Genomic DNA, 20,254 nt, shown 5'->3' with positions numbered 1-20,254 from the left:
GCTGATCGACCACTTTCCACCTTGTCTGCATGGCCCGTACACGGTTGATCGCCGACCATCGACCGACCCTGCACACCCTACAAGGAATTTACATGCAAAGGCTCAGCACCCGCACAGGCCTGGACCTGCCCGCCATCGGCCTGGGCACCTGGCCAATGACCGGCAGTGAATGCACCCAGGCCGTGCGCCAGGCACTGGACGTGGGTTACCGGCACATCGACACCGCCACCGCCTACGAAAACGAAGCGGCCGTTGGCCAGGCGCTGCGCGACAGCGACGTGCCACGCGAGCAGATCCACCTGACCACCAAGGTCTGGTGGGACCGCCTGGAGCCCAAAGCCATGCGTCAGTCGCTGGAAGACAGCCTGCGCGCGCTGGGTACCGAACAGGTCGACCTGTTCCACATCCACTGGCCAGGCACGGACTGGGACCTGGCCCGCAGCATCGACACCCTGGTAGCCCTGCGTGACGAAGGCAAGGCGCGCCACATTGGCGTGGCCAACTTCCCGTTGGGGTTACTGCGCCAGGTGGTGGAAACCCTGGGTGCGCCGTTGTCGGCGATTCAGGTGGAATACCATGTTCTGCTCAGCCAGCAACCGCTACTCGACTTCGCCCGCAGCCATGATTTGTTGCTCACCGCCTATACCCCGCTGGCACGCGGCCAGGCAGCGGCGCAGCCGGTGATCCAGGCGATCGCCCGCAAGCATGGCGTGCTGCCCAGCCAGGTGGCGCTGAAATGGCTGCTGGACCAGGACGGCGTGGCGGCGATCCCCAAAGCCAGCAGCCGCGAAAACCAGCTGGCCAACCTGGCCGCGTTGACCGTGCAGTTGGATGACGAAGACCGCACAGCCATTGCCGGGCTGCCGAAAGACCAGCGCGTGGTTAGCCCGCCGTTTGCCCCGGACTGGAACAGCTGAGGTCGCCGCGCAAGTCATTGTTCTTGGGTGATGACCTGCTTCAACCGCTCGCTCGCCGGTGCCGGCCGCCCGTAAAAGTAGCCCTGGAAGTGCGAACAGCCTTCCGCCGCGAGCCGGCGCATCTGCTCCTCCGACTCCACGCCTTCAGCCGTGATCTTGATCATCAGGCTGTTGGACAGCTCGGTAATGGCGCGAATGATCGACATGGCCTCGCGGCTGTCGCACATGTCATGCACGAACGACTTGTCGATCTTGATCCGGTCGAACGGGAACGAACGCAGGTAGCCCAACGATGAGTAGCCGGTACCAAAGTCATCCAGTGAAATGGACACGCCCAGGTCTTTCAGCGCGCGCAAGGTGCGCACGTTCTCCTCGCTGTTGCCCAGCAGTACCGACTCGGTAATTTCCAGCTCCAGCCGCTGCGCCGGCAGGCCCGAGTCGGCCAGCGCGAGGGCGACGGTATGCACCAGATCGCCGTTCTTGAACTGCACCGCCGACAGGTTGACCGACACCGTCTGCTCACTGTCCCAACTGGCCGCCTCCTGGCAGGCCAGGTTCAGCGCACGGTTGCCCAACTCGTGGATCAACCCGGTTTCTTCGGCAATGGGGATGAAGTCCATCGGCATGACCATGCCACGGGTCGGGTGTTCCCAGCGCAGCAGCGCCTCATAACCGGTAACGCTGCTGGTCTGATGATCGACTACCGGCTGGTAGTGCAACTGCAACTGCCCCAGGTGCAGCGCTGTGCGCAGGTCGGTTTCCACCAGACGGCGCTGGCGGGCGGCAACGTCCAGTTCGACATCGAAGCATTCATAACGATTACGGCCGTTACGCTTGGCCTGGTACAGCGCCATGTCGGCGTAGCCCAGCAGTTGCTCTGCCTGGTCATGGTCATCAGGCGCGATGGCGATGCCGATGCTCACCCCCACCGCGAACTGATGCCCTTCGATCCGGAACGGCGGGCTGATGGCCTTGATCAGGCGCTGCGCGGTATTGCACGCGGCATCCCGCCCCTCCAGGCCCGTCAGCACCACGGCGAACTCGTCGCCACCCAGGCGGGCCAAGGTGTCGTGCTCACGCAGTTCGCGGCGCAGACGCTTGCCCAACTCGCGTAGCAGCTTGTCACCAAAGGCATGGCCAAGGGAGTCGTTGATGTTCTTGAAGTTGTCCAGGTCCAGGCACAGGGCAGCGGTCAGCTTGGTGTTTTCGCTGCCGCGCAACAGGGCCTGGCGCAGCCGTTCGTGGAACAGCGTACGGTTGGGCAACCCGGTGAGCGCGTCATGGTGCGCCATGTGGTGGATCTGCGCATGGGCGGCCAGCTCTTCGGTGGCGTCTTCGGCCACGAACAACACGTAATCGGCCTGCCCTTCGCGGTTTTGACTGAGCAGGGTACGGCTACGCAGTGTGCGTGGGCCGCGGGCGGTGTCGACGCGGGTTTCGGCGGCGTGCCCCTTGGTACTGCGGGCACCCCGCACGAATTGCTGCTCCAGATAGTCACCGGCAGCCGCTGCCAGGCATTCCCTGGGCAACTGGCCGATCATGCTGTGCTGAGGCCCGCCGAACAGGCGTTCGGCCTGCTGATTGGCCAACAGGATGCGCTGGCTTTCCAGGTCCTGGACGATGACGCTCGCGGGAATGTTGGCAATGACCGAATCGAGAAACTGCGACAGCTTGGCCATTTCCTGGCTGTACTGCTCGGCCAGCTCTTTGGCCTGCAGCAATTCGAGCTCCTGGCGGTGGCGTTCGGAAATGTCGCGGGTGACCTTGGCGAAACCCACCAGTTGCCCGGCATCGTCGTAAACCGCTTCGATGACCACATGGGCGTGGAAGGCCGTGCCGTCCTTGCGCAGCCGTGCACCCGTTTCCTCAAAGCGTCCGGTGCTGCGCGCCTGCTCCAGGTTGAATGCCGGCAACCCGGCTGCGCGCTCGGCATCGGTGTAGAACAGCGAGTAGTGCTGGCCGACGATTTCCTCGGCACGGTACCCCTTGGCGCGCTGGGCGCCGGGGTTCCAGTTGGCGACGATACCTTCAGGGGTGAGCAGGTAGATGGCATAATCCACCACGCTCTGGATCAACAGCCGGTACATGATGTCGGGGTTTGCTGCGAGCGACATGAACTTTACCTGAACCTTCGAAGCGCATGAAAAGGGACCCCGGCAAGCGGCGGCCGGGTCTTGGAAAGCGATGATGGCATTATGCCGCTCGCGAGCATTTTGTGAAGCACGTCACAAAAATGGCGCTATCCCTTATCTGGACGAACGAAAGCGCCCCGCCCTCAATGGCGGGTGCCGGTCACCAGGAAATTGAGCAAGTCAGGCTCATCCCCCAGGGCGATAGCCTGCGCCGGCCGCGGCAGGCTCGCCAGCACGGCATTGCAGAAAGCCACGGCGGGCAGATCCTGTGCGTAGCAACGCAGCAGCCAGTCACCCTCGCCCCCCAGCAACTGCAACGCCACCGCTCGGCCGATGCCCTGGCGACGGTACTTCTTCAAGATGAACAGGTCGGCAAGCTCCTGCGCAACGATGCCAGGCAGCTCGCTGCGCTCGACCAGCACGAAGCCGGCGATGAAGCCGTCCACCAGCACCAGATACGCGCCCCAGCCGTCGTCCTGCCAGTAGCGTTGCAGGTGCTCCTCGTGGATGTAGAAACGGCCGTCCGCCTCGACGTCTTCCTGCTCCCAGTCGGAGGACTCGTAGCAATAGAACTGGTAGAGATTGCGGATCAGCGACGCCTGGTCGATGGTGGCTGGCAGCAGCGCGATGGGGAGCATGGTGTGGGGGCCTGAACAAAAAGACGATTCTAGATCACCCGCCCCTGGCGACAAAAAGCCCGAGGCCTCCCCGCACGGAAAGCCCCAGGCAAAATCACAGTGACATAACCTCGAACTCAGCCCTCCTGCAACGCCCGCGGCCGATGGCTTCGCGCCTCGGCGTCAGGCGACTTGGCACCCTGTAAGCGGAAGTCGAATGACAACTCGGCAAAGCGCTCGCCTTGCACGCCGCGGTCGCGCGCCGCCGCCGCATCCTCGACAAAACGCAGTTCGCCGATCAGCCCGTCGCGGGTGGCATAGGCAAAGTCGTCCCACAGATACTTGTCGCCAGCAAAGTTGATCTGCGTGGTCAGGTGGCGGTGCCCCGGTGCCGAGATGAAGAAGTGCACGTGCGCCGGGCGCTGGCCGTGGCGACCGAGCAGGTCCAGGCATTCCTGGGTTGGGCCCTGCGGGTCGCAGCCATACCCGGACGGCACGATCGAGCGCGCGCGGTAGCGGCCCTCGGCATCGGTGATGATACGCCGACGCAGGTTGAACTCGGACTGGGTCGAATCGAAGTACGAATAGGTGCCCTGGGTATTGGCGTGCCACAGGTCGACGGTGGCACCGGCCAACGGCTTGCCGTCGGCATCGAACACCTGGCCCTGAAGGAACATCACCACGCCTGGGTCAGTGCCGTCGTCCATGCGCGCTTCGCCCTGGGCCAGCGGCGCCCCGGCAACGTACAGCGGGCCTTCGATGGTGCGCGGGGTGCCGCCGCCAAGGCCGGCTTCGGCATCCTTGGCATCCTGCAGCAGGTCGAGGAAGTGCTCGATGCCCAGGCCAGCAGCCAGCAGGCCTGCCTCGTTACGGCCACCCAGGCGGTTGAGGTAGTCGACGGCGTGCCAGAACTCGTCCTCGGTGATTTCCAGGTCTTCGACCAGGCGAGCAGTGTCTTGCAGCACACGCAGAATGATCTGCTTGAAGCGCGGGTTTCCTTCGGCATGGTCCAGGCCAGCCACCCGGTTGAAGAAGGCTTGAATATCGGCAGTGTGGGAAATTTTCACGGTCATCGTGCTTACCTCGTATTGTTCTTGTCAGGCATACAGGTGCGAATCAGCGATCGTCGCTGTGAATAGACGAGGGATGCCGACACAGGCCGTCGACCTCAATATCCATGTACGGGAACAGCGGCAGCTGCATCAGCGTGTCATGCAACGCCTCGACGCTGGGCACATCGAACACGCTGTAGTTGGCGTAATGCCCGGCAATGCGCCACAGGTGACGCCAGATGCCTTCGCGCTGCAGGCGCTGGGCCAGTTCCTTTTCGTCGGCCTTGAGCTGGGCGGCCTTGGCCGGGTCCATGTCGACCGGCAGCCTCACGGTCATCTTCACGTGGAACAACATGGTTATCTCCTTGCTTGTCAGCGACGAGCGAAGCGCGCCAGGCGCTGTTCGTCCAACGTCAGGCCCAGGCCTGGGGTATGGGGGATGTGCAGCTGGAAGTCGCGGTATTGCGGCGGCTCGTTGACGATCTCCTCGGTCAGCAGCAGCGGCCCGAACAGCTCTGTACCCCAGGTGAGCTGGCGCAGGGTGAGGAATGCATGGGCCGAAGCCAGGGTGCCGATCGAACCTTCGAGCATGGTGCCGCCGTACAAGGCGATGCCAGCGGCCTCGGCGATCTGTGCAGTGCGCAGCACCGCGCGCGGGCCACCATTCTTGGCGATTTTCAGGGCGAAGATGCTGGCGGCGCCGTCGGCGGCCAGGCTGAAGGCGTCCTCGACGCTTTCGATCGACTCATCGGCCATGATCGGTGCCGGGCTGCGCTGGTTCAGGCGCACCTGGCCTGCGCGGTTGATGCGCGAAATCGGCTGCTCGATCAGGTCGATGCCGTTGTCGCCCAATACCTGGCAGGCGCGGATGGCCTGGGACTCGTCCCAGTACTGGTTGACGTCGACCCGCACGCTGGCGCTGTCACCCAGCTCGCGCTTGATCGCGACCACGTGCTTGAGGTCCTGCGCTACCGGGTTGGCGCCGATTTTCAGCTTGAACACGCGGTGCCGGCGAATGTCCAGCATGTGCTGGGCTTCGGCGATGTCGCGGGCGGTGTCGCCGCTGGCCAGGGTCCAGGCCACCTCCAGGCTGTCACGTACGCGGCCACCCAGCAGTTCGCTGACCGGCAGGCCCAGGCGTTTGCCCTGGGCGTCGAGCAAGGCGCTTTCGATGCCGGACTTGGCGAAGGTGTTGCCCTTGGCCAGCTTGTCCAGCTTGAGCATGGCGGCATTGATGTTATCTGCCGGCAGGCCGATCAGCGCCGGGGCGAGGTACGCGTCGATGTTGGCCTTGATGCCTTCGGGGCTTTCGTAGCCATACGCCAGGCCACCGATGGTGGTGGCTTCACCGATGCCTTCCACGCCATCGCTGCAGCGCAGTCGCAATACCACCAGGGTCTGCTGCTGCATGGTGTGCATCGCCAGCTTGTGCGGGCGAATGGTCGGGAGATCGACGATAATTGCATCTATGTGTTCAATCAGCGCGCTTGTCATTGTTGCCAGGTCCCGTCAGGTCGGGCTTACAGTCGTAGGCCCGAGTGATGCGTTTACTTGATTGTTGAAGGATTGCGCGAGACCCTGACGACCGTCCAATATCAAATGAATCTCCCACCATACCCTGGAGGTCTGATGGAGCTGCGCCACCTGCGTTACTTCAAAGTCTTGGCCGAGACCCTGAACTTCACCCGCGCCGCCGAGCTGCTGCACATCGCCCAGCCACCCCTGAGCCGGCAGATCAGCCAGCTGGAGGACCAGCTCGGCACCCTGCTGGTGGTTCGCGAACGTCCGCTGCGGCTGACCGAGGCCGGCCGTTTCTTCTACGAACAGACCTGCACCGTGCTGCAGCAGTTGCAGAACATCAGCGACAACACCCGCCGCATCGGCCAGGGCCAGCGCCAGTGGCTGGGCATCGGTTTTGCGCCCTCTACCCTGTACACCGTGCTGCCGGAGCTGATCCGCGAACTGCGCCAGGACAGCGAGCTGGAACTGGGCCTGAACGAAATGACCACCTTGCAACAGGTGGAGGCGCTGAAAAGCGGGCGTATCGACATTGGCTTCGGCCGCATTCGCATCGACGACCCGGTGATTCACCAGCAGGTGCTGTGCGAGGACCCGCTGGTGGCCGTGCTGCCCAAGGGCCACCCCCTGGCGGGCAGCCCGCTCAGTCTTGCCCAGCTGGCTGGCGAAGCGTTCATCCTCTACCCGGCCAATCCCCGGCCCAGCTATGCCGACCACGTGCTGGCGCTGTTCGCCCACCACGGCATGAGCATTCGTGTCAGCCAATGGGCCAACGAACTGCAGACCGCCATCGGCCTGGTAGCGGTTGGCGTCGGGGTGACCCTGGTGCCAGCATCGGTACAGCAGCAGCACCGTCCCGATATCGAGTATGTCGGCCTGCTTGATAGCGGCGCCGTCAGCCCCATCATCCTCAGCCGGCGCAAGGGTGATGTAAGCCCGATCGTGAAGCGGTGCCTGGCGTTGATCGAGCAACAGGCCATATGAACACACCATGCCCACAGGGGCTGTATAGCCCTGCCCTATTGCCTATGCCTGCCCCGTATACCCATCGGTATAGGGATGCTCCCATTGAGCTGTTTCATGCTGCGACACGTGAATCGCCAGGGCTCAAGACAGTCAATCAGAAATCATCGGCAAATGATCACCGCGTAACCAGTCGATGAACCGTGCAAACAACTCCGATTGCGAGTTGATCTCAAGCTTCATGTACAGGTTCTTGCGGTGCATGCGCACGGTCTCCGGCGAGATACCCAACTCCAGCGCAGTAGATTTCACCGAGTGCCCGCGCAAGATCATGTGGGCCACTTCGCGCTCGCGGTCGGTCAGCACCTGGCAGCCAAAGCTGTCGAACGCTGCCTGCAGGCTGCTGCGCTCGGTTGATGCAGCGCCCGGTTCCAGGTTGTACCGGGCATAGCGCCCCAGCAGTTCGCGCACCATCGGCTCCAGCGCACGCAACAGGTCGACCTGCCCGGCATTCAGGCGCGTGCCGCTGCAGCCCTGGAACAGGCTCAGCGACAGCTTGCGGCCTGCGCTGAGGTCAACGATGTAGTAGCTGTCTTCACTGCAACCTGTACCCAGGTAATAGGCCTTGTAGTAGTCACTGTCGAAGAAGTTGTCGGGGGCGATTTCCTGCAGGTGGTAGAAGCCTTCGGCCAGGCCGCTTTGCACGGCAAGGCAGAAAGGGTCCAGCAGGTAGCCGGCACTGAAATAGCGCTCCAGCACGGCGGCCCGATGCCGTTCGGGAATGCCTTGCTGGTACAGCAACTGCGGCGCCCGCCCCTGGCACTCAAGGCTGATCATCATCGACTCCACCTGCACCAACTGGCCGATGGCAGCGGCCACATACCCCAGCGCCTCGGGGGTTTCGCCATGGGCCAGGGCACGCTGCAACGCCACGTGCCACTGCTGCAGCGCGCCCATTGTGAGGGTAAGCGGGGTATCGGGGGAGGCCTGGGTCATGCCCGGCAGTCTAGCCTGCCAGGCACGCCCGCGCACAGCCCTTTGCGCCAGGTTCATCGGCCTTGGTACAGGCCAAGCGCCGTGAGTTCACGCGCGGTTTCGAGGATGCACTGGCGCAGGGTCTCGACGATCTCGTCCACCTGCGCATGGGTGATGATCAACGGTGGCGACATCACGTTCAGGTGCATGATCGGGCGCACCAGCAGCCCTTTTTCCTGCGCCTTGCTGTGGATGCGCTCGCCGATGTTCACCTCATCGGCGAACAGCGCCTTGCTGGCCTTGTTGGCGACGAACTCGACACAGGCCATCAGCTTCATGCAGCGCACATCCCCCACCAGCGGCAGGTCGCGCAGGCTCTGCAAGCGTTGCTCAAGGTAACCCCCCACGTCCTTGACATGATCGAGCAGTTGCTCGCGCTCGATGATCTCGATGTTCTTCAGCGCCGCCGTGCAGCACACCGGGTGGCCGCTGTAGGTAAAACCGTGGGTGAAGCAACGGCCCTTGCCCGGCTCGGCAATCACTTGCCAGATGCGCTCGGAAAAAATACACGCACCCAGCGGCAGGTACGCCGAGGTCAGGCCTTTGGCGGTGGTGATGATGTCAGGGATGACGCCAAACAGTTCCTCGCTGGCGAAGAAGGTGCCCAGGCGCCCGAACGAGGTCACCACTTCGTCGGCGACGAACAGGATGTCGTAGGTCTGGCACAGCTGCCACATGCGCTGGAAGTACCCCTCGGGCGGAATGATCACCCCGCCCGAGCCCATGATCGGCTCGGCGAAGAATGCAGCCACGTTGTCGGCACCCAGCGAGAGGATCTTGTCCTCGAACTCGGCCACCAGGAAGTCGAGGAACTCCGCCTCGTCCATGTCGTCTGGCGCGCGGTACGGGTTGGGGTTGGAGACGTGGTGGATCAGGTCGTGGTGGTAATCGAACTCCGGCACCCGGTCGGCGGCCTTGTTGCCAATCGACATGGTCAGGGTGGTGGAGCCATGGTAAGCGTTGTAACGGGCGATGATGTGCTTCTTGTGCGGCTTGCCTCGGCAGTTCTGGTAGTACTGGATCAGCCGGTAGGCGGTGTCGACAGCGGTCGAGCCGCCGGTGGTGAGGAACACATGGTTCAAGTCGCCCGGCGCCAGCTGCGCAAGCTTCTGGCACAGTTCGATGGCCACGTCGTTGGCCATGTCGGAGAACGGGTTGGAATACGCCAGCTGGCGCACCTGGTCTGCGATGGCCAGGGCCATTTCCTCGCGGCCCAGGCCGATGTTGGTGCACCACATGCCGCCGACGGCATCAAGGAAACGGTTGCCGTGGGTGTCGCGAATGTAGGCGCCTTCACCGGCGACGATGTTCAACGCACCTTGCTCGCGGTGCTCGTCGAACACATGGTAGCCGTGCATGTAGTGGGCCTTGTCGGCTTCCACCAGTGGGTCGTGGGCAATGGCGAATGCTTTGCTTGGGGTGGCCATGGGCAGCTCCTTGGCGAGAATTTTTGGGCAGTGTTCAGAAACCGGTCTTGACCGTGCTCCAGACCCGGGTGATGGCGCGCATGTCCTTCGGGCTCTGGGTTTTCTGCGCGAACAGGCGTTCGCGGGTGGGTGCGTCGGGGTAGATGGCCGGGTCCTGGCGAATGTCATCACGCACCAGCGCGGTAGCGGCAGCGTTGCTGTTGGCGTAATGGATGTAGTCAGTGACCTTGGCCATGGTCTGCGGCTGCAGCAGAAACTCGATGAAGCGGTGGGCGTTGGCCGCGTGCGGCGCATCCTTGGGGATGTACAGGTTGTCGAACCAGATCAGCGAACCTTCCCTGGGGATGAAGAACGACAGTTTGATGTCCTTCTTCGCTTCCACTGCGCGGGCCTGGGCGGTGGCATAGTCACCGGACCAGGTCAGCGCCAGGCAGACATCACCATTGGGCAGGCTGGTGAGGTAATTCACCGAATCGAACTTGCGTATGTAAGGGCGGATGCCCAGCAATAATTGTTCGGCCGCCTTGAGGTCGGCCGGCGATGCGCTGCGCGGATCCTTGCCCAGGTACTGCAAGGCCAGCGGGATGACCTCGGTGGGCGCGTCCATCAGGGTGACACCGCAGTCGGCGAAGCGCGAGACGATCTTGGGGTCGAACAGCATGGCCAGCGAACCGATCGGCGCGTCGGGCATGCGTGCGGTGATCTTGTCGACGTTGTAGGTGACCCCCGAGCTGCCCCAGGTGTAGGGCGCCGAATACTTCAGGCCAGGGTCGTAGCCCTGCAGGTCGTTCACCACCTGCTGGTCGAGGTTGTGCCAACTGGGCAGTTGCTGCTTGTCCAGTGCCTGGAACACACCGGCGCTGATCAGCGGGGGGACCAGCGAGGCGTTGAGCATGACCAGGTCGTAGCCGGAACGGCCGGTGAGCAGCTTGGTCTGCACGGTTTCGTAGCCATCGAAGGTGTCGTAGATGACCTTGATGCCGGTGGCCTTCTCGAAGTCGGCCAGGGTGGTTTCACCGATGTAGTCGGTCCAGTTGTACAACCGTAACGTGTTACCGCTGTCCACCTCTGCCGCCTGGGCCAGGCTGGCGCCAGACGCCAGCAGCAGACCGCCAATCACCTTCAGTACCTTGCGCATGGCAACTCCATCGTGTGAGTGCTCCGGATCGAGCCGATGGGTTCACTATCGGTGGATTCGCCCAGGGGTGACATACCCCGAATGTGTGGGTGGTCGTTTTTTGGCAGGTGGTGCTGGAAGGTTTGCAGAACATCGTATGACGACAAAATGTTGGGGCTGCTTTGCAGCCCTTTCGCGACACAAGGCCGCTCCCACAAGGACGGCGCAGCCTTCGAAGCTGGCGACAATCCTGTGGGAGCGGCCTTGTGTCGCGAAAGGGCCGCAACGCGGCCCCAGTGCTCAGTGCAGGAGAAAGGTCACGTCAGCGGGTACAACGCTTCATCGAACTGCGCCAGGCGCGGGAACACCAGTGGCTGGTCGTCCGAGAGCTGCTCCAGACGCTGCCGGTATTGCTGCAGAAAGTCCTGCCGCGCATCAGCACTGATGTACGGCACATGCCACGCCACGAACGGCGGCAGCACCTCGAACCCGACATAGGCCAGCGTGCCCCGCAGGATCGGCCGCAGCATGTCTTCCAGCGGCCCGTGAATCGCGCCGTCGCCAAACATGTGCTCGCGCCCGCCCAGGGTCACGGTCACCAGCGCCCTCTTGCCGGCCAACCCGCCCTGGTCGTAGAAGCGCTTGCCGCCATAACACACCCCCGACACCAGCACCCGGTCGATCCAGCCCTTGAGCATGGCCGGGGCCGAGAACCAGAAAATCGGGAAGTTCAACACCAGCAAATCGGCCCACAACAGCTTGTCCAGCTCCTGCTGGATGTCTGCGGCAATGGCACCGCGCTTGACGCCCTGACGCTGCTCCAGCGCATACACGAGGTACTCGGGGTTCTCGCGCTGGGTAAAGTCATCGGCACTGGCCACCGGGTTCCAGCCCATGGCGTACAAGTCGCTGACCTGCACCTGATGGCCTTGGGCGCGAAAGGTTTCCACAGCCTGGTCACGCAGAGCAGCCGTGAACGATTGCGGCTCGGGGTGAGCGTGGACGATCAGTACATTCACAAGCATTCTCCTCACACAAAACAGGTTATCTTGCCGCAGTGGTTCAGCAGCACGCGCCTTCCTCCTGGCCCGGGCGGCGCGTACGCTGGACGGTGTGCTCACGCATCCGTCTGCCCGCGCATCAGTTCGCCGGCGCAGCGGGCGATGCGCTGGCAGGCATCGGCCAGCGCCTCATTGCCCAGCACCAGGCCCAGGCGGATATGCCCGGCAGCGCTCGGGCCGAATGCCTCGCCGGCGAGCACCGACACGCCTTGGCTGTCCAACAGGTAGTCGGCGAAAGCCTGTGCGCTAAGGCCGGTTTCACGGATGTCGAGCATCACGAACATGCCACCATCGGGCTTCAATGCCTTGAGGCCCGGGCAGCCGGCCAGCTGCTCGCACACCAGATCGCGCCGCTCGCGGTAGGCTTCGCGCATGGCGTCCAGCTCGGGCAACGGCTGCTCCAGCGCCACCACGGCGGCATCCTGGACGAAGTCCGGCAAGCCGTAGAGCATGCACAGGGCGAGGTTTTCCAGATGCGTGGCCAGTGCTGTCGAGCCGACCACCCACCCCATGCGCCAGCCGGTCATGGCATGCGACTTGGACAGGCTGTTCAACGTTGCAGTGCGCTCGGCCATGCCCGGCAGGCTGCCGGGGCTGACATGCTCGCCTTCATACAGCAGCTCGCTGTAGACCTCGTCAGAGATCAGCCACAGATCATGGGCAACGCACAGTTCGGCCAGCGCCTCCCAGGTGGCGCGCGGCAGGCTCGCCCCTGAAGGGTTGTGCGGGCTGTTCAGCGCCAGCGCGCGGGTGCGCGGGGTAATGCGCTCGGCGACGTCACGCGGGCACACGCGAAAGCCATTCTCGGGCTTGACCGGTACCGGCACCACCTTGGCGCCGCAGGCGCCAAACACGGCCTCGTAGGTGACATACATGGGTTCGGCAACGATCACCTCATCGCCTGGGTCGAGTATGCACTGGGCCACGCAGAACAACGCGCACTGGGCCCCCGCCAGCACCGTCACCTGGTCGGCGCTCACCGCCTGGCCGCTGCGTTGCCGGTGACGGTTGGCGATGGCCTGGCGCAGGGCCAGCTTGCCGCGTACATCGGCGTAATGGGTATGGCCAGCGCGCAGGCTGTCGATGGCCGCCTCGACAATAGGCGCGGGAGTGTCGAAGTCCGGGTCACCCACCGACAGCAGCAGGATGTCCTTGCCCTCGGCCTGCAGCGCCAGGGCGCGGTAGTGGATGTCCCAGGCCGCAGCGCCGTCGCCGGCGATGCGTTGGGTGAGCTTGGCGTAGCGCATGGCAATCTCCTTTCAATGGCAATTTCAGTCGACGAGGATCTTCGGGTTGGAATTGCCCCATACGGTGTACAGATCGGCGAGCAACGCGCCGTTGATTTCTTCCATCTCGGCCTGGGTGATTTCGCCCCCGGCCTGCTTGCCGAACAGCACCACTTCGTTACCCCCCTTCACATCAGGGAAGTCGGTGACATCGACCATCAGCGTGTTCATCGACACCTTGCCCACGACCGGCACACGGTGGCCGTTGATCAGCACATGGCCCTTGTTGGTGAATACCCGGCGGTAGCCATCGGAGTACCCGACCGTAATGTTGGCCAGCCGCGAATCACGGGCCAGGGTGAAGGTGCGGTCATAGCCCACGGTGTTGCCGGCCGGATAGCTGTGCACCGCCGCCACGTGCGATTTGAACTGCATCGCACGTTTGTACTCGGTGCGCCCCGGCACGGTGTCGCCGAACAGCGCGCCACCCGTTCGTACCATGTCCAGGCGCGCTTCCGGCACCTCCAGCGTAGCGAACGAGTTGGCGGCGTGCAGGGTGAGCTTGCTGCGGTCCAGCCTGGCGTGCTTGATCAACCAGTCGGTCTGCTCGTTGAATGCCGCCAGGCCCTTGCGTACATCGTCCTTGTCTTCCACGGCGAAGTGGGTCATCAGCGCAACCAGCTCGAGGTGCTTCTGGTCGGTGATCTGCAGCGCTTCGCCACGGCCGGACCAGGTGGCCATCTCCACCCCGTTGCGGCTCATGCCACTGGAGTTGAGCGCCATGTGAATGCGCAAGGTCTTGCCATGGCGCGCGGCGATGGCATCGGCCTGGCGGGCAAATTCCGCGCTGCCCACCAGCTCTTCCATGTCGTACTGCAAGCCATCTTCCAGCTCGCTGAGGCTGGCCAGGCGTACCCGCACCAGTTGCCCGGTGAAACCACTGCCGCGGACCACCCGGGCCTCCTCGTTGCTGGCCACCGCCACGCAGGGCACGCCCTGGGCGATGATCGACGGCATCACCAGACCGATACCATGGCCATAGGCATCGGCCTTGAGCACGGCGCACAGCCTGGACTTGCCGGCCAGCTCAGCCTGCAGGGTGCGGATATTGTGTTGCAGGGCGCTGGCACTGACCTCGACCCAGGCGTTGCTGTTCTGCACGGTCAGGGTGTTGGTGCCGTTGTCCGTCGACAACGGGGGTGCCGCATACAGGGGGGCCTGTCCGGTGATCAGAAGTGCCAGGGATGCAGCCAGAAGGGTACGGCGAAAGGGCATGGTGATTACTCGTGTTCTTGTCGTAGTGCGCGCCTTAACAGACGCAGGTGTGTTTGAGTTCGATGAACGTCACGCCGGGGGTGGCGAAGCCGCTGGCCAGGTCGGCCTGCAGCGCGTCCAGGTCGCGTGGCTGGTGCACGGTGCAACCGAAGGCGCGGGCCAGGCCGATGAAATCCGGGTTGCGCGGCAGCACGCCGACCGGCTCGATATCCAGGCCGAGCATATCGTCGCGGATCTGGCCGAGGGCGTCATTGTTCCAAAGCAACACCACCAGCGGCCGGTGCAGTTCCTCGACGGCAGTGGCCAGTTCCTGGGCGGTGTACAGGAAGCCGCCATCACCCACCAGTACCAGGCCGGGGCGATGGTCGCTGGCGAACATGCCACCGATGCCGGCCGGCAGGCCGTAGCCGAGGGTGCCGTAACCGGTGGGGTGCAGCCAGCTACGTGGCGCCCGACTGGCGAAGGCGTAGTTGCCGGTATAGGCCAGCTGGGTCATGTCGCTGCTGATGAAGGCATCGTCAGGCAGTACGGCGGCGATACGGTCCAGAATGGCCTGGTGCGTGGCCTGCAACGGGGCATGCCCATTGCGGATGGCCTGGCGCAGGGTGGCCACCGCCGCGCTGGCCTGGGCCGGGTCACGCTGAAGTGCGGGCAGGTGTTCGAGCAAACCGTCCAAGGTTTGCCGGGCATCGCCCTGCAGGGCAATGGCACAGGGGTAGAAATCGTTGAATTTGCGCGGGTCGATGTCGACGCGCAGCAGCTCGCCGCGGATCGGCAGGCGCTCACGCCAGAAGTCGGTGTCGGCCATTTCGGTGCCTACGGCAAGCACCACATCAGCCTGGCTGATCAACTGCCAGCCGGGTTCGACGCACAGGCTGGCGCCAGCATTGAGTGGCGCGTCTGGTGGCAGCAAGCCCTTGCCGGCCACGCTGGTGAACAGAGGCGCTGCCAGCCGTGTACTGAGTTGCTGCAACTGCTCAGCCGCGTGCAACGCGCCCCCCCCGGCAATGAGCATCGGCCGCTGGGCGGCGGCGAGCTTCAGGGCAGCCTGCTCGAGGGTTTCGCGGCACGGCTGGCCACGCCCGGGACGGCGTACCACCTCACCGCTCCAGTCCCGACTGACCGATGCCGCCAGCACGTCCAGGGGCACCGAAATATGCACCGGGCGCGGTCGTTCGCTGTCGAACACTGCCCAGGCGCGCGCGATCAGCTCGGGCAAGTCGTCGCCCTGCAGGGCCACCGCAGAAAACGCCGTGATGGGCGCAGTCATGGCGCGCTGGTCCTGGGTTTCATGCAGGCAGCCCCAGCCCTTGCCCAGGCTGGCGGTGTGGTTGACGCTGGAAATCACCAGCATCGGCACCGAGTCGGCATAGGCTTGGCCGATGGGGGTGGCGACGTTGGTCACGCCTGGGCCGGTGATGACGAAGCACACCCCCGGCTTGCCACTGACCCGCGCGTAGCCGTCGGCCATGAAGCCGGCGCCCTGCTCGTGGCGGGTCAATACATGGCGAATGCCGCTGCCCGGCAGGCCACGGTACAGCTCCAGGGTGTGCACGCCGGGGATGCCGAACACGGTCTCCACGCCGTAGTTGGCCAACAACCGCACCAGCGCTTGGCCGGCTGTCAGGGTAAGGTCATTCATGTCGTTCTCCTTGCGCCTGGCCAAGGCGGATCAGCGCGTCGACTGCGGTGGTACCGTTGGCACCGACCATCAATGGGTTCACATCCAGCTCCAGCAACTGCCCGGCGTTTTCGCAGGCGTAATCGGCGACCGCGCGGATGGCCGAGACCAAGGCATCGAGGTTGGCGGCCGGACGGCCACGGAAGCCTTGCAGCAGGCTGGCACTGCGCAGGCTCAGTAGCGCTGCCCGGATGGCGCTGTCGGTAGTGGGCAGCAACAGGCTGACACTGTCCTTGAGCAGTTCGACCAGCACGCCGCCGGCACCGATCACCAAGGCCAGTGCAAAGTCGTTTTCACGCTTGATGCCCACTATGAGCTCGGCCAAGGGCGGCTCGGCCATGGGCTCGAGCAGCACCTGATCAAACGCAACCTGTGGGGCGTAGTCAGCGATGCACTGGCGCATCTGCACCAGTGCAGCTTCCAGGGCGCGGGCATCACGCAGGTTCAACGCCACAGCGCCAGCTTCGGTCTTGTGTGGCAGCTGCGCGCTGACCGCCTTCAGTACCAAGGGGTAACCCACGCGGGCGGCGTCTGCCACGGCGCGTTCGGGCGTACTCAGCACGCCCGCAGGCACGGGCAGGCCGAAGGCGCGCAGGGCCTGCTTGGATTGCCATTCGTCCAACAATCGGCTTTCGCCCGTGAGGGCCTGCGGGCACAGTGGTACCCGCGCAGCCTCGCCCTGGTCCAGCAACCGCTGGCGGTTCCTTTGGTAAGCGACGATACGGCCCCAGGCCGCCAGGCCATCTTCCACTCCCTGCAGGGCTGCGATGCCCCGCGCATGCAGGTGCTCACGCGCACTGGCAGGCAACAGTTCCGGGAAAGCCGAGGTGACGAAGCCGATCTTGCCGTGGCGTTCAACGGCATCGCAGTACAGCCCCAGCAGCAGGTCACATTCCTTGCGCTCGCCGGTGAACGCCGCCGGGTAGTCCAGCACCAGCATCGCCGCGCCTGCGGCGCCGCTCAGGGTGTTGTCGAGCATGCGTTGCAGGGCGGCTTCATCGCCCCAGATGGCAGTGGTGAAGTCCAGTGGGTTGACCAGGCTGGCATAGCCCGGCAACACCTCGGCCAGTGCCGCCACCTGCCCTTGCGCGAGCTTCGGCAGTTGCAACTGGTTGCGTTCGGCATAGTCGGCAATCAGCCCGGCATCGCCGCCTGAGCAGGCCAGCGCAATCAGCTCGCCATCTGCCGGCAAGCGTCCGCAGGCTGCGGCCTTGAGCGTTTCGACAAAGCTCACCGGGCCGCTGACGCGGATCACCCCCAGGCGCTGGAACAGGCTGTCGTACAACGCATCGGAGCCGGACAACGAGCTGGTGTGGCTGAGCGCCAGTTCAGCGCCGATCTGCGAAACGCCCGTCTTCAATGCAATGATCGGCGTGCCCTGCTGCAGCGCCTTGCAAGCGGCGCGGGCGAAGCCCGGCACGTTCTTCAGGCCTTCCAAATGCAGGCCGATGGCGGTTACCCGTGGGTCGTCGAGCAGCACATCCATCAGCTCGGCCACACCCAGTTGCGCCTGGTTGCCGACCGAGGCCATGTAGGCCACCGGCAGGGAGCGATCGCTCATGGACAGGTTGTAGGCGAAGTTGCCACTTTGCGTGAGGATCGCCACCCCCTTCTCCACTTGCTGGCCACCATGCGCCACCGGCCACAGGGCGGCACCGTGCAGGTAGTCGAGCAAGCCATAGCAGTTGGGGCCGAGCAAGGCCATGTTGCCGGCGACGTCGAGCAGGCGTTGCTGCAACTGGCAGCCCTCCTGACCGCTTTCGGCAAAGCCCGAGGCGTAGCAGATGGCGCCACCGGCGCCACGTGCAGCCAGCTCGGCAACGCACTGCAAGGTCAGCTCACGGTTGGTGGCGATGAACACCGCGTCCGGGGCGTAGGGCAAGTCGGCCACCCGGGCCACGCAGGGGATTCCTTCGAGGCTTTCATGCTGCGGGTTGACCAGCCACAGCTCACCGGCAAAGCCACCTTCGGCGCAGCGCTTGAGCGCCCGCGCCATACTGCGCCCGCCGACGAAGGCCAGGTGTCGGGGCGCCAGCAGGCGCTTGAGGTTGTCACGAATCGATTGCGACATGGGTGTTCTCCTGGCGCTCAGCGCAGCAGCGGGCGCAGCAGTTCGCGGGCGATGATATGCCGCTGGATTTCCGAAGTGCCCTCCCAGATGCGCTCGATACGCGCGTTGCGCCAGATGCGCTCAACCGGCCCTTCATCCATCAGGCCCATGCCACCGAAGATCTGCACGGCTTCGTCGGCGACCTTGCCCAGCACCTCGCTGGCAAACAGCTTGGCCATGCCGGCCTCACCGTCGGTCATGTTGCCCTGGTCCATCTTCCAGGCGGTGTGCAGGGTGAGCATCTCGGCCGCGCGGATCTGCGTGGCCATGTCGGCCAGCTTGAACGACACCCCCTGATAGCTGCCGATGGCCTGGCCGAACTGCTTGCGGTCGGCGGCCCATTGCAGCGACAGGTCGAGGGCGCGCTGGGCCTGGCCCACGCAGTTGGCGGCGACCATCACCCGGCCGGCGGTAAGCCAGGCGTTGGCCACTTCCCAGCCCTTGCCCACTTCGCCCAGCACCTTGCTGGCCGGCACTCGGCAGTCGTCGAAGAACAGCTCGTAGGTGTGATAACCACGGTTGCTCACGCACTTGGGACCACGGCGGATGGTCATGCCCGGCGTACCCCGGTCGACCAGCAAGGCGGTGACCGCATTGCGCTTGCGCCCGTTGTGCTCATAGGTGTCGGTGACCGCGAAGACAATGGCGAAATCGGCGTGACCGGCGTGGCTGATGAAGTGCTTGCTACCGTTGATGACAAAGTCATCGCCCTGGCGCAAGGCGCGGGTCTTGATGGCGTTGGCATCAGAGCCGGCGCCCGGTTCGGTGAGGGCGAAGCAGTCGACCTTCTCGCCCTGCACGCACGGCAGCAAGTAGTCGTTGATCTGCTCGTCCTTGCAGGCCATGAGGATTTTCGACGGCCGTGCAACGAAGACATGCAGCGCCCAGGACACCTTGGACAGCTCACGTTCGATCAGCGCCTGGGACAGGTAGTCCAGGCCGCCCCCTCCCACTTCCTCGGGCATGTTGAAGGCATAGAACCCGGCAGCGATGGCCTTGCCACGGATCTGCGCGGCCAGTTCGGGTGACACGGCGTCGGCGCGGTCCACCGCTTCCTCATGGGGCAGCAGCTCCTTGGCAACAAAGCTGCGTACCGCTTCCACCAACATTTCTTGTTCTTGGGTCAGTTGGAAATTCATCTGCGAAGGTCCTGATGAGGGTCGGGTATCGGATTACTGGCCGGTAAAACGGGGGGCGCGACGTTCCACCGAAGCTTGCAGGGCCTCGAGGCCATCCTGGCTGCGGCCACACAACAGGCCGGCGTGGCGCTCGGCTTCCAGCTGTTCAGCCAGCGTGCGCCGGGCACCGTCGCGTATCAGCCGCTTGGTCTGCGCATAGGCGAAGGTCGGGCCATTGGCCAGGCGCCCGGCCAGTTCGGCGGCAACGGCAGGCAACTGCTCGTCGGCGCAGACTTCGCTGACCAACCCGGCGGCCAGGGCTCGATCGGCGCCCCACAGCTCGTCGAGGAACAGCAGGCGCTTGGCCTGCTCGCTGCCGATCAGCCGTGGCAGGTGCCAGCTGGCGCCGGCATCGGGGCTGTAGCCCATGCTGGTGTAGCCGGCCTTGAAGCGCGCCGAGGCGGCGGCGATGCGCAGGTCGCAGCACAGGCTGAGGTCCATGCCACCGCCCACGGCGGTGCCGTTGATGGCGGCGATGGTGGGTTTGTCGAGGCTGTGCAGGCGCAGCATCAGGGCATGGGCAGTTTCGGTCCAGCCGTAGCTTTCCAGGGTGCCCGCCGCTTCGGCGGCTGCCCATTCGGCCAGGTCGGCGCCAGCGCAGAAGCTGCGGCCGCTGCCGGTCAGCACCACCACGCGTACGGCGGGGTCGTCGGCATGGCTGTCGAGCAAGGCGTGCAGTTGCTTGAGGGTGGGAATGTCCAGCGCGTTGCGCTGCTCGGGGCGGTTGAGGGTGATCCAGGCAACGCCGGCTTCGACCTTGCTCAACAGTGACGACGACGGGGTAGTCATGGGGGGCCTCGGTGTTGTTGTGATGGTGTTGGAGGACTTGATGAGGGAGATACTAAACGAGTGTTCAGCAAGGCGGGATGGGCTGTTACAACTTCGCACAACTCGGTATCTGGCGTTACACAAGGGCGTTCGTCATGACGGCTTTATGGCCTGTGA

At 64.4% G+C, this 20,254-nt stretch carries 17 protein-coding genes; 2 read left to right on the top strand and 15 right to left on the bottom strand.

Annotated elements, in window-relative coordinates:
* Window positions 1-92: 92 nt before the first annotated feature.
* Entirely contained in the window at window positions 93-917 is an 825-nt protein-coding gene (locus ACI7M0_RS10475; RefSeq protein WP_129932053.1) for an aldo/keto reductase, read from the top strand.
* Between the two features lie 14 nt (window positions 918-931).
* Here ACI7M0_RS10475 and ACI7M0_RS10470 read toward each other — a convergent pair whose 3' ends face one another.
* The 5 genes from ACI7M0_RS10470 to ACI7M0_RS10450 all read right to left on the bottom strand — a co-directional run bounded on the left by ACI7M0_RS10470 (window position 932) and on the right by ACI7M0_RS10450 (window position 6,212).
* On the bottom strand, window positions 932-3,031 hold the full coding sequence (locus tag ACI7M0_RS10470; protein WP_129932054.1) for a bifunctional diguanylate cyclase/phosphodiesterase: 2,100 nt from the start codon (window positions 3,029-3,031) through the stop codon (window positions 932-934).
* A 161-nt stretch (window positions 3,032-3,192) separates the two neighbouring features.
* Window positions 3,193-3,687, bottom strand: coding sequence for a GNAT family N-acetyltransferase (locus tag ACI7M0_RS10465; RefSeq protein WP_129932055.1), 495 nt, complete (start codon window positions 3,685-3,687; stop codon window positions 3,193-3,195).
* A gap of 116 nt (window positions 3,688-3,803) precedes the next feature.
* The gene (catA, locus tag ACI7M0_RS10460) at window positions 3,804-4,739 is read right to left on the bottom strand and encodes a catechol 1,2-dioxygenase (protein ID WP_104887790.1); all 936 of its coding nucleotides are present in this window, start codon (window positions 4,737-4,739) and stop codon (window positions 3,804-3,806) included.
* Between the two features lie 43 nt (window positions 4,740-4,782).
* The gene (catC, locus tag ACI7M0_RS10455; protein WP_129932056.1) at window positions 4,783-5,073 is read right to left on the bottom strand and encodes a muconolactone Delta-isomerase; all 291 of its coding nucleotides are present in this window, start codon (window positions 5,071-5,073) and stop codon (window positions 4,783-4,785) included.
* 17 nt (window positions 5,074-5,090) lie between these two features.
* The gene (locus ACI7M0_RS10450; RefSeq protein ID WP_129932057.1) at window positions 5,091-6,212 is read right to left on the bottom strand and encodes a muconate cycloisomerase family protein; all 1,122 of its coding nucleotides are present in this window, start codon (window positions 6,210-6,212) and stop codon (window positions 5,091-5,093) included.
* 135 nt (window positions 6,213-6,347) lie between these two features.
* Here ACI7M0_RS10450 and catR point away from each other — a divergent pair, with 135 nt between their 5' ends.
* Window positions 6,348-7,220 carry an HTH-type transcriptional regulator CatR gene (catR, locus tag ACI7M0_RS10445; RefSeq protein ID WP_003256113.1) on the top strand — a complete coding sequence of 291 codons (873 nt, stop codon included), beginning with the start codon at window positions 6,348-6,350 and terminating at the stop codon, window positions 7,218-7,220.
* Between the two features lie 132 nt (window positions 7,221-7,352).
* Here catR and ACI7M0_RS10440 read toward each other — a convergent pair whose 3' ends face one another.
* The 10 genes from ACI7M0_RS10440 to ACI7M0_RS10395 form a co-directional block, all read right to left on the bottom strand.
* Window positions 7,353-8,252 (bottom strand): helix-turn-helix transcriptional regulator, encoded by a 900-nt coding sequence (locus ACI7M0_RS10440; protein ID WP_129932058.1) that lies wholly within the window; start codon window positions 8,250-8,252, stop codon window positions 7,353-7,355.
* Window positions 8,249-9,661: an aminotransferase gene (locus ACI7M0_RS10435; protein ID WP_104961431.1), complete on the bottom strand. Its 1,413-nt coding sequence runs from the start codon at window positions 9,659-9,661 to the stop codon at window positions 8,249-8,251. The genes ACI7M0_RS10440 and ACI7M0_RS10435 overlap by 4 nt, the downstream gene beginning before the upstream one ends.
* A 34-nt stretch (window positions 9,662-9,695) precedes the next feature.
* Complete coding sequence (locus ACI7M0_RS10430) at window positions 9,696-10,799, bottom strand: polyamine ABC transporter substrate-binding protein (protein ID WP_129932059.1); 1,104 nt, start codon at window positions 10,797-10,799, stop codon at window positions 9,696-9,698.
* A gap of 296 nt (window positions 10,800-11,095) precedes the next feature.
* Window positions 11,096-11,797, bottom strand: a complete 702-nt coding sequence (locus ACI7M0_RS10425) for an NAD(P)H-dependent oxidoreductase (RefSeq protein WP_014590556.1) — start codon at window positions 11,795-11,797, stop codon at window positions 11,096-11,098.
* 98 nt (window positions 11,798-11,895) lie between these two features.
* Window positions 11,896-13,086: a pyridoxal phosphate-dependent aminotransferase gene (locus tag ACI7M0_RS10420; RefSeq protein WP_129932060.1), complete on the bottom strand. Its 1,191-nt coding sequence runs from the start codon at window positions 13,084-13,086 to the stop codon at window positions 11,896-11,898.
* A 24-nt stretch (window positions 13,087-13,110) separates the two neighbouring features.
* Entirely contained in the window at window positions 13,111-14,340 is a 1,230-nt protein-coding gene (gene alr / locus ACI7M0_RS10415; RefSeq protein ID WP_129932061.1) for an alanine racemase, read from the bottom strand.
* Window positions 14,341-14,374: 34 nt separating this feature from the next.
* Window positions 14,375-15,982: a 5-guanidino-2-oxopentanoate decarboxylase gene (locus tag ACI7M0_RS10410; RefSeq protein ID WP_129932062.1), complete on the bottom strand. Its 1,608-nt coding sequence runs from the start codon at window positions 15,980-15,982 to the stop codon at window positions 14,375-14,377.
* On the bottom strand, window positions 15,975-18,092 hold the full coding sequence (locus tag ACI7M0_RS10405) for an acetate--CoA ligase family protein (protein WP_129932063.1): 2,118 nt from the start codon (window positions 18,090-18,092) through the stop codon (window positions 15,975-15,977). Before ACI7M0_RS10405 ends, ACI7M0_RS10410 begins: the two co-directional genes overlap by 8 nt.
* Before the next feature lie 17 nt (window positions 18,093-18,109).
* Window positions 18,110-19,270 (bottom strand): acyl-CoA dehydrogenase family protein, encoded by a 1,161-nt coding sequence (locus ACI7M0_RS10400; protein WP_104887800.1) that lies wholly within the window; start codon window positions 19,268-19,270, stop codon window positions 18,110-18,112.
* A gap of 33 nt (window positions 19,271-19,303) precedes the next feature.
* On the bottom strand, window positions 19,304-20,098 hold the full coding sequence (locus ACI7M0_RS10395) for an enoyl-CoA hydratase/isomerase family protein (protein WP_129932064.1): 795 nt from the start codon (window positions 20,096-20,098) through the stop codon (window positions 19,304-19,306).
* Between the last annotated feature and the right edge of the window lie 156 nt (window positions 20,099-20,254).

Source organism: Pseudomonas sp. 10(2024) (genome assembly GCF_045164175.1).
Lineage (GTDB): Bacteria > Pseudomonadota > Gammaproteobacteria > Pseudomonadales > Pseudomonadaceae > Aquipseudomonas > Aquipseudomonas alloputida.
This window is presented reverse-complemented; position numbering and strand designations above follow the sequence as displayed.

What these genes read in the sequence shown, in the direction of transcription:
- ACI7M0_RS10475 (WP_129932053.1), top strand. Translation starts at nt 93, where the DNA reads ATGCAAAGGCTCAGCACCCGCACAGGCCTGGACCTGCCCGCCATCGGC.
- ACI7M0_RS10470 (WP_129932054.1), bottom strand. Translation starts at nt 3,031, where the DNA reads ATGTCGCTCGCAGCAAACCCCGACATCATGTACCGGCTGTTGATCCAG.
- ACI7M0_RS10465 (WP_129932055.1), bottom strand. Translation starts at nt 3,687, where the DNA reads ATGCTCCCCATCGCGCTGCTGCCAGCCACCATCGACCAGGCGTCGCTG.
- catA (WP_104887790.1), bottom strand. Translation starts at nt 4,739, where the DNA reads ATGACCGTGAAAATTTCCCACACTGCCGATATTCAAGCCTTCTTCAAC.
- catC (WP_129932056.1), bottom strand. Translation starts at nt 5,073, where the DNA reads ATGTTGTTCCACGTGAAGATGACCGTGAGGCTGCCGGTCGACATGGAC.
- ACI7M0_RS10450 (WP_129932057.1), bottom strand. Translation starts at nt 6,212, where the DNA reads ATGACAAGCGCGCTGATTGAACACATAGATGCAATTATCGTCGATCTC.
- catR (WP_003256113.1), top strand. Translation starts at nt 6,348, where the DNA reads ATGGAGCTGCGCCACCTGCGTTACTTCAAAGTCTTGGCCGAGACCCTG.
- ACI7M0_RS10440 (WP_129932058.1), bottom strand. Translation starts at nt 8,252, where the DNA reads ATGAACCTGGCGCAAAGGGCTGTGCGCGGGCGTGCCTGGCAGGCTAGA.
- ACI7M0_RS10435 (WP_104961431.1), bottom strand. Translation starts at nt 9,661, where the DNA reads ATGGCCACCCCAAGCAAAGCATTCGCCATTGCCCACGACCCACTGGTG.
- ACI7M0_RS10430 (WP_129932059.1), bottom strand. Translation starts at nt 10,799, where the DNA reads ATGCGCAAGGTACTGAAGGTGATTGGCGGTCTGCTGCTGGCGTCTGGC.
- ACI7M0_RS10420 (WP_129932060.1), bottom strand. Translation starts at nt 13,086, where the DNA reads ATGCGCTACGCCAAGCTCACCCAACGCATCGCCGGCGACGGCGCTGCG.
- alr (WP_129932061.1), bottom strand. Translation starts at nt 14,340, where the DNA reads ATGCCCTTTCGCCGTACCCTTCTGGCTGCATCCCTGGCACTTCTGATC.
- ACI7M0_RS10410 (WP_129932062.1), bottom strand. Translation starts at nt 15,982, where the DNA reads ATGAATGACCTTACCCTGACAGCCGGCCAAGCGCTGGTGCGGTTGTTG.
- ACI7M0_RS10405 (WP_129932063.1), bottom strand. Translation starts at nt 18,092, where the DNA reads ATGTCGCAATCGATTCGTGACAACCTCAAGCGCCTGCTGGCGCCCCGA.
- ACI7M0_RS10400 (WP_104887800.1), bottom strand. Translation starts at nt 19,270, where the DNA reads ATGAATTTCCAACTGACCCAAGAACAAGAAATGTTGGTGGAAGCGGTA.
- ACI7M0_RS10395 (WP_129932064.1), bottom strand. Translation starts at nt 20,098, where the DNA reads ATGACTACCCCGTCGTCGTCACTGTTGAGCAAGGTCGAAGCCGGCGTT.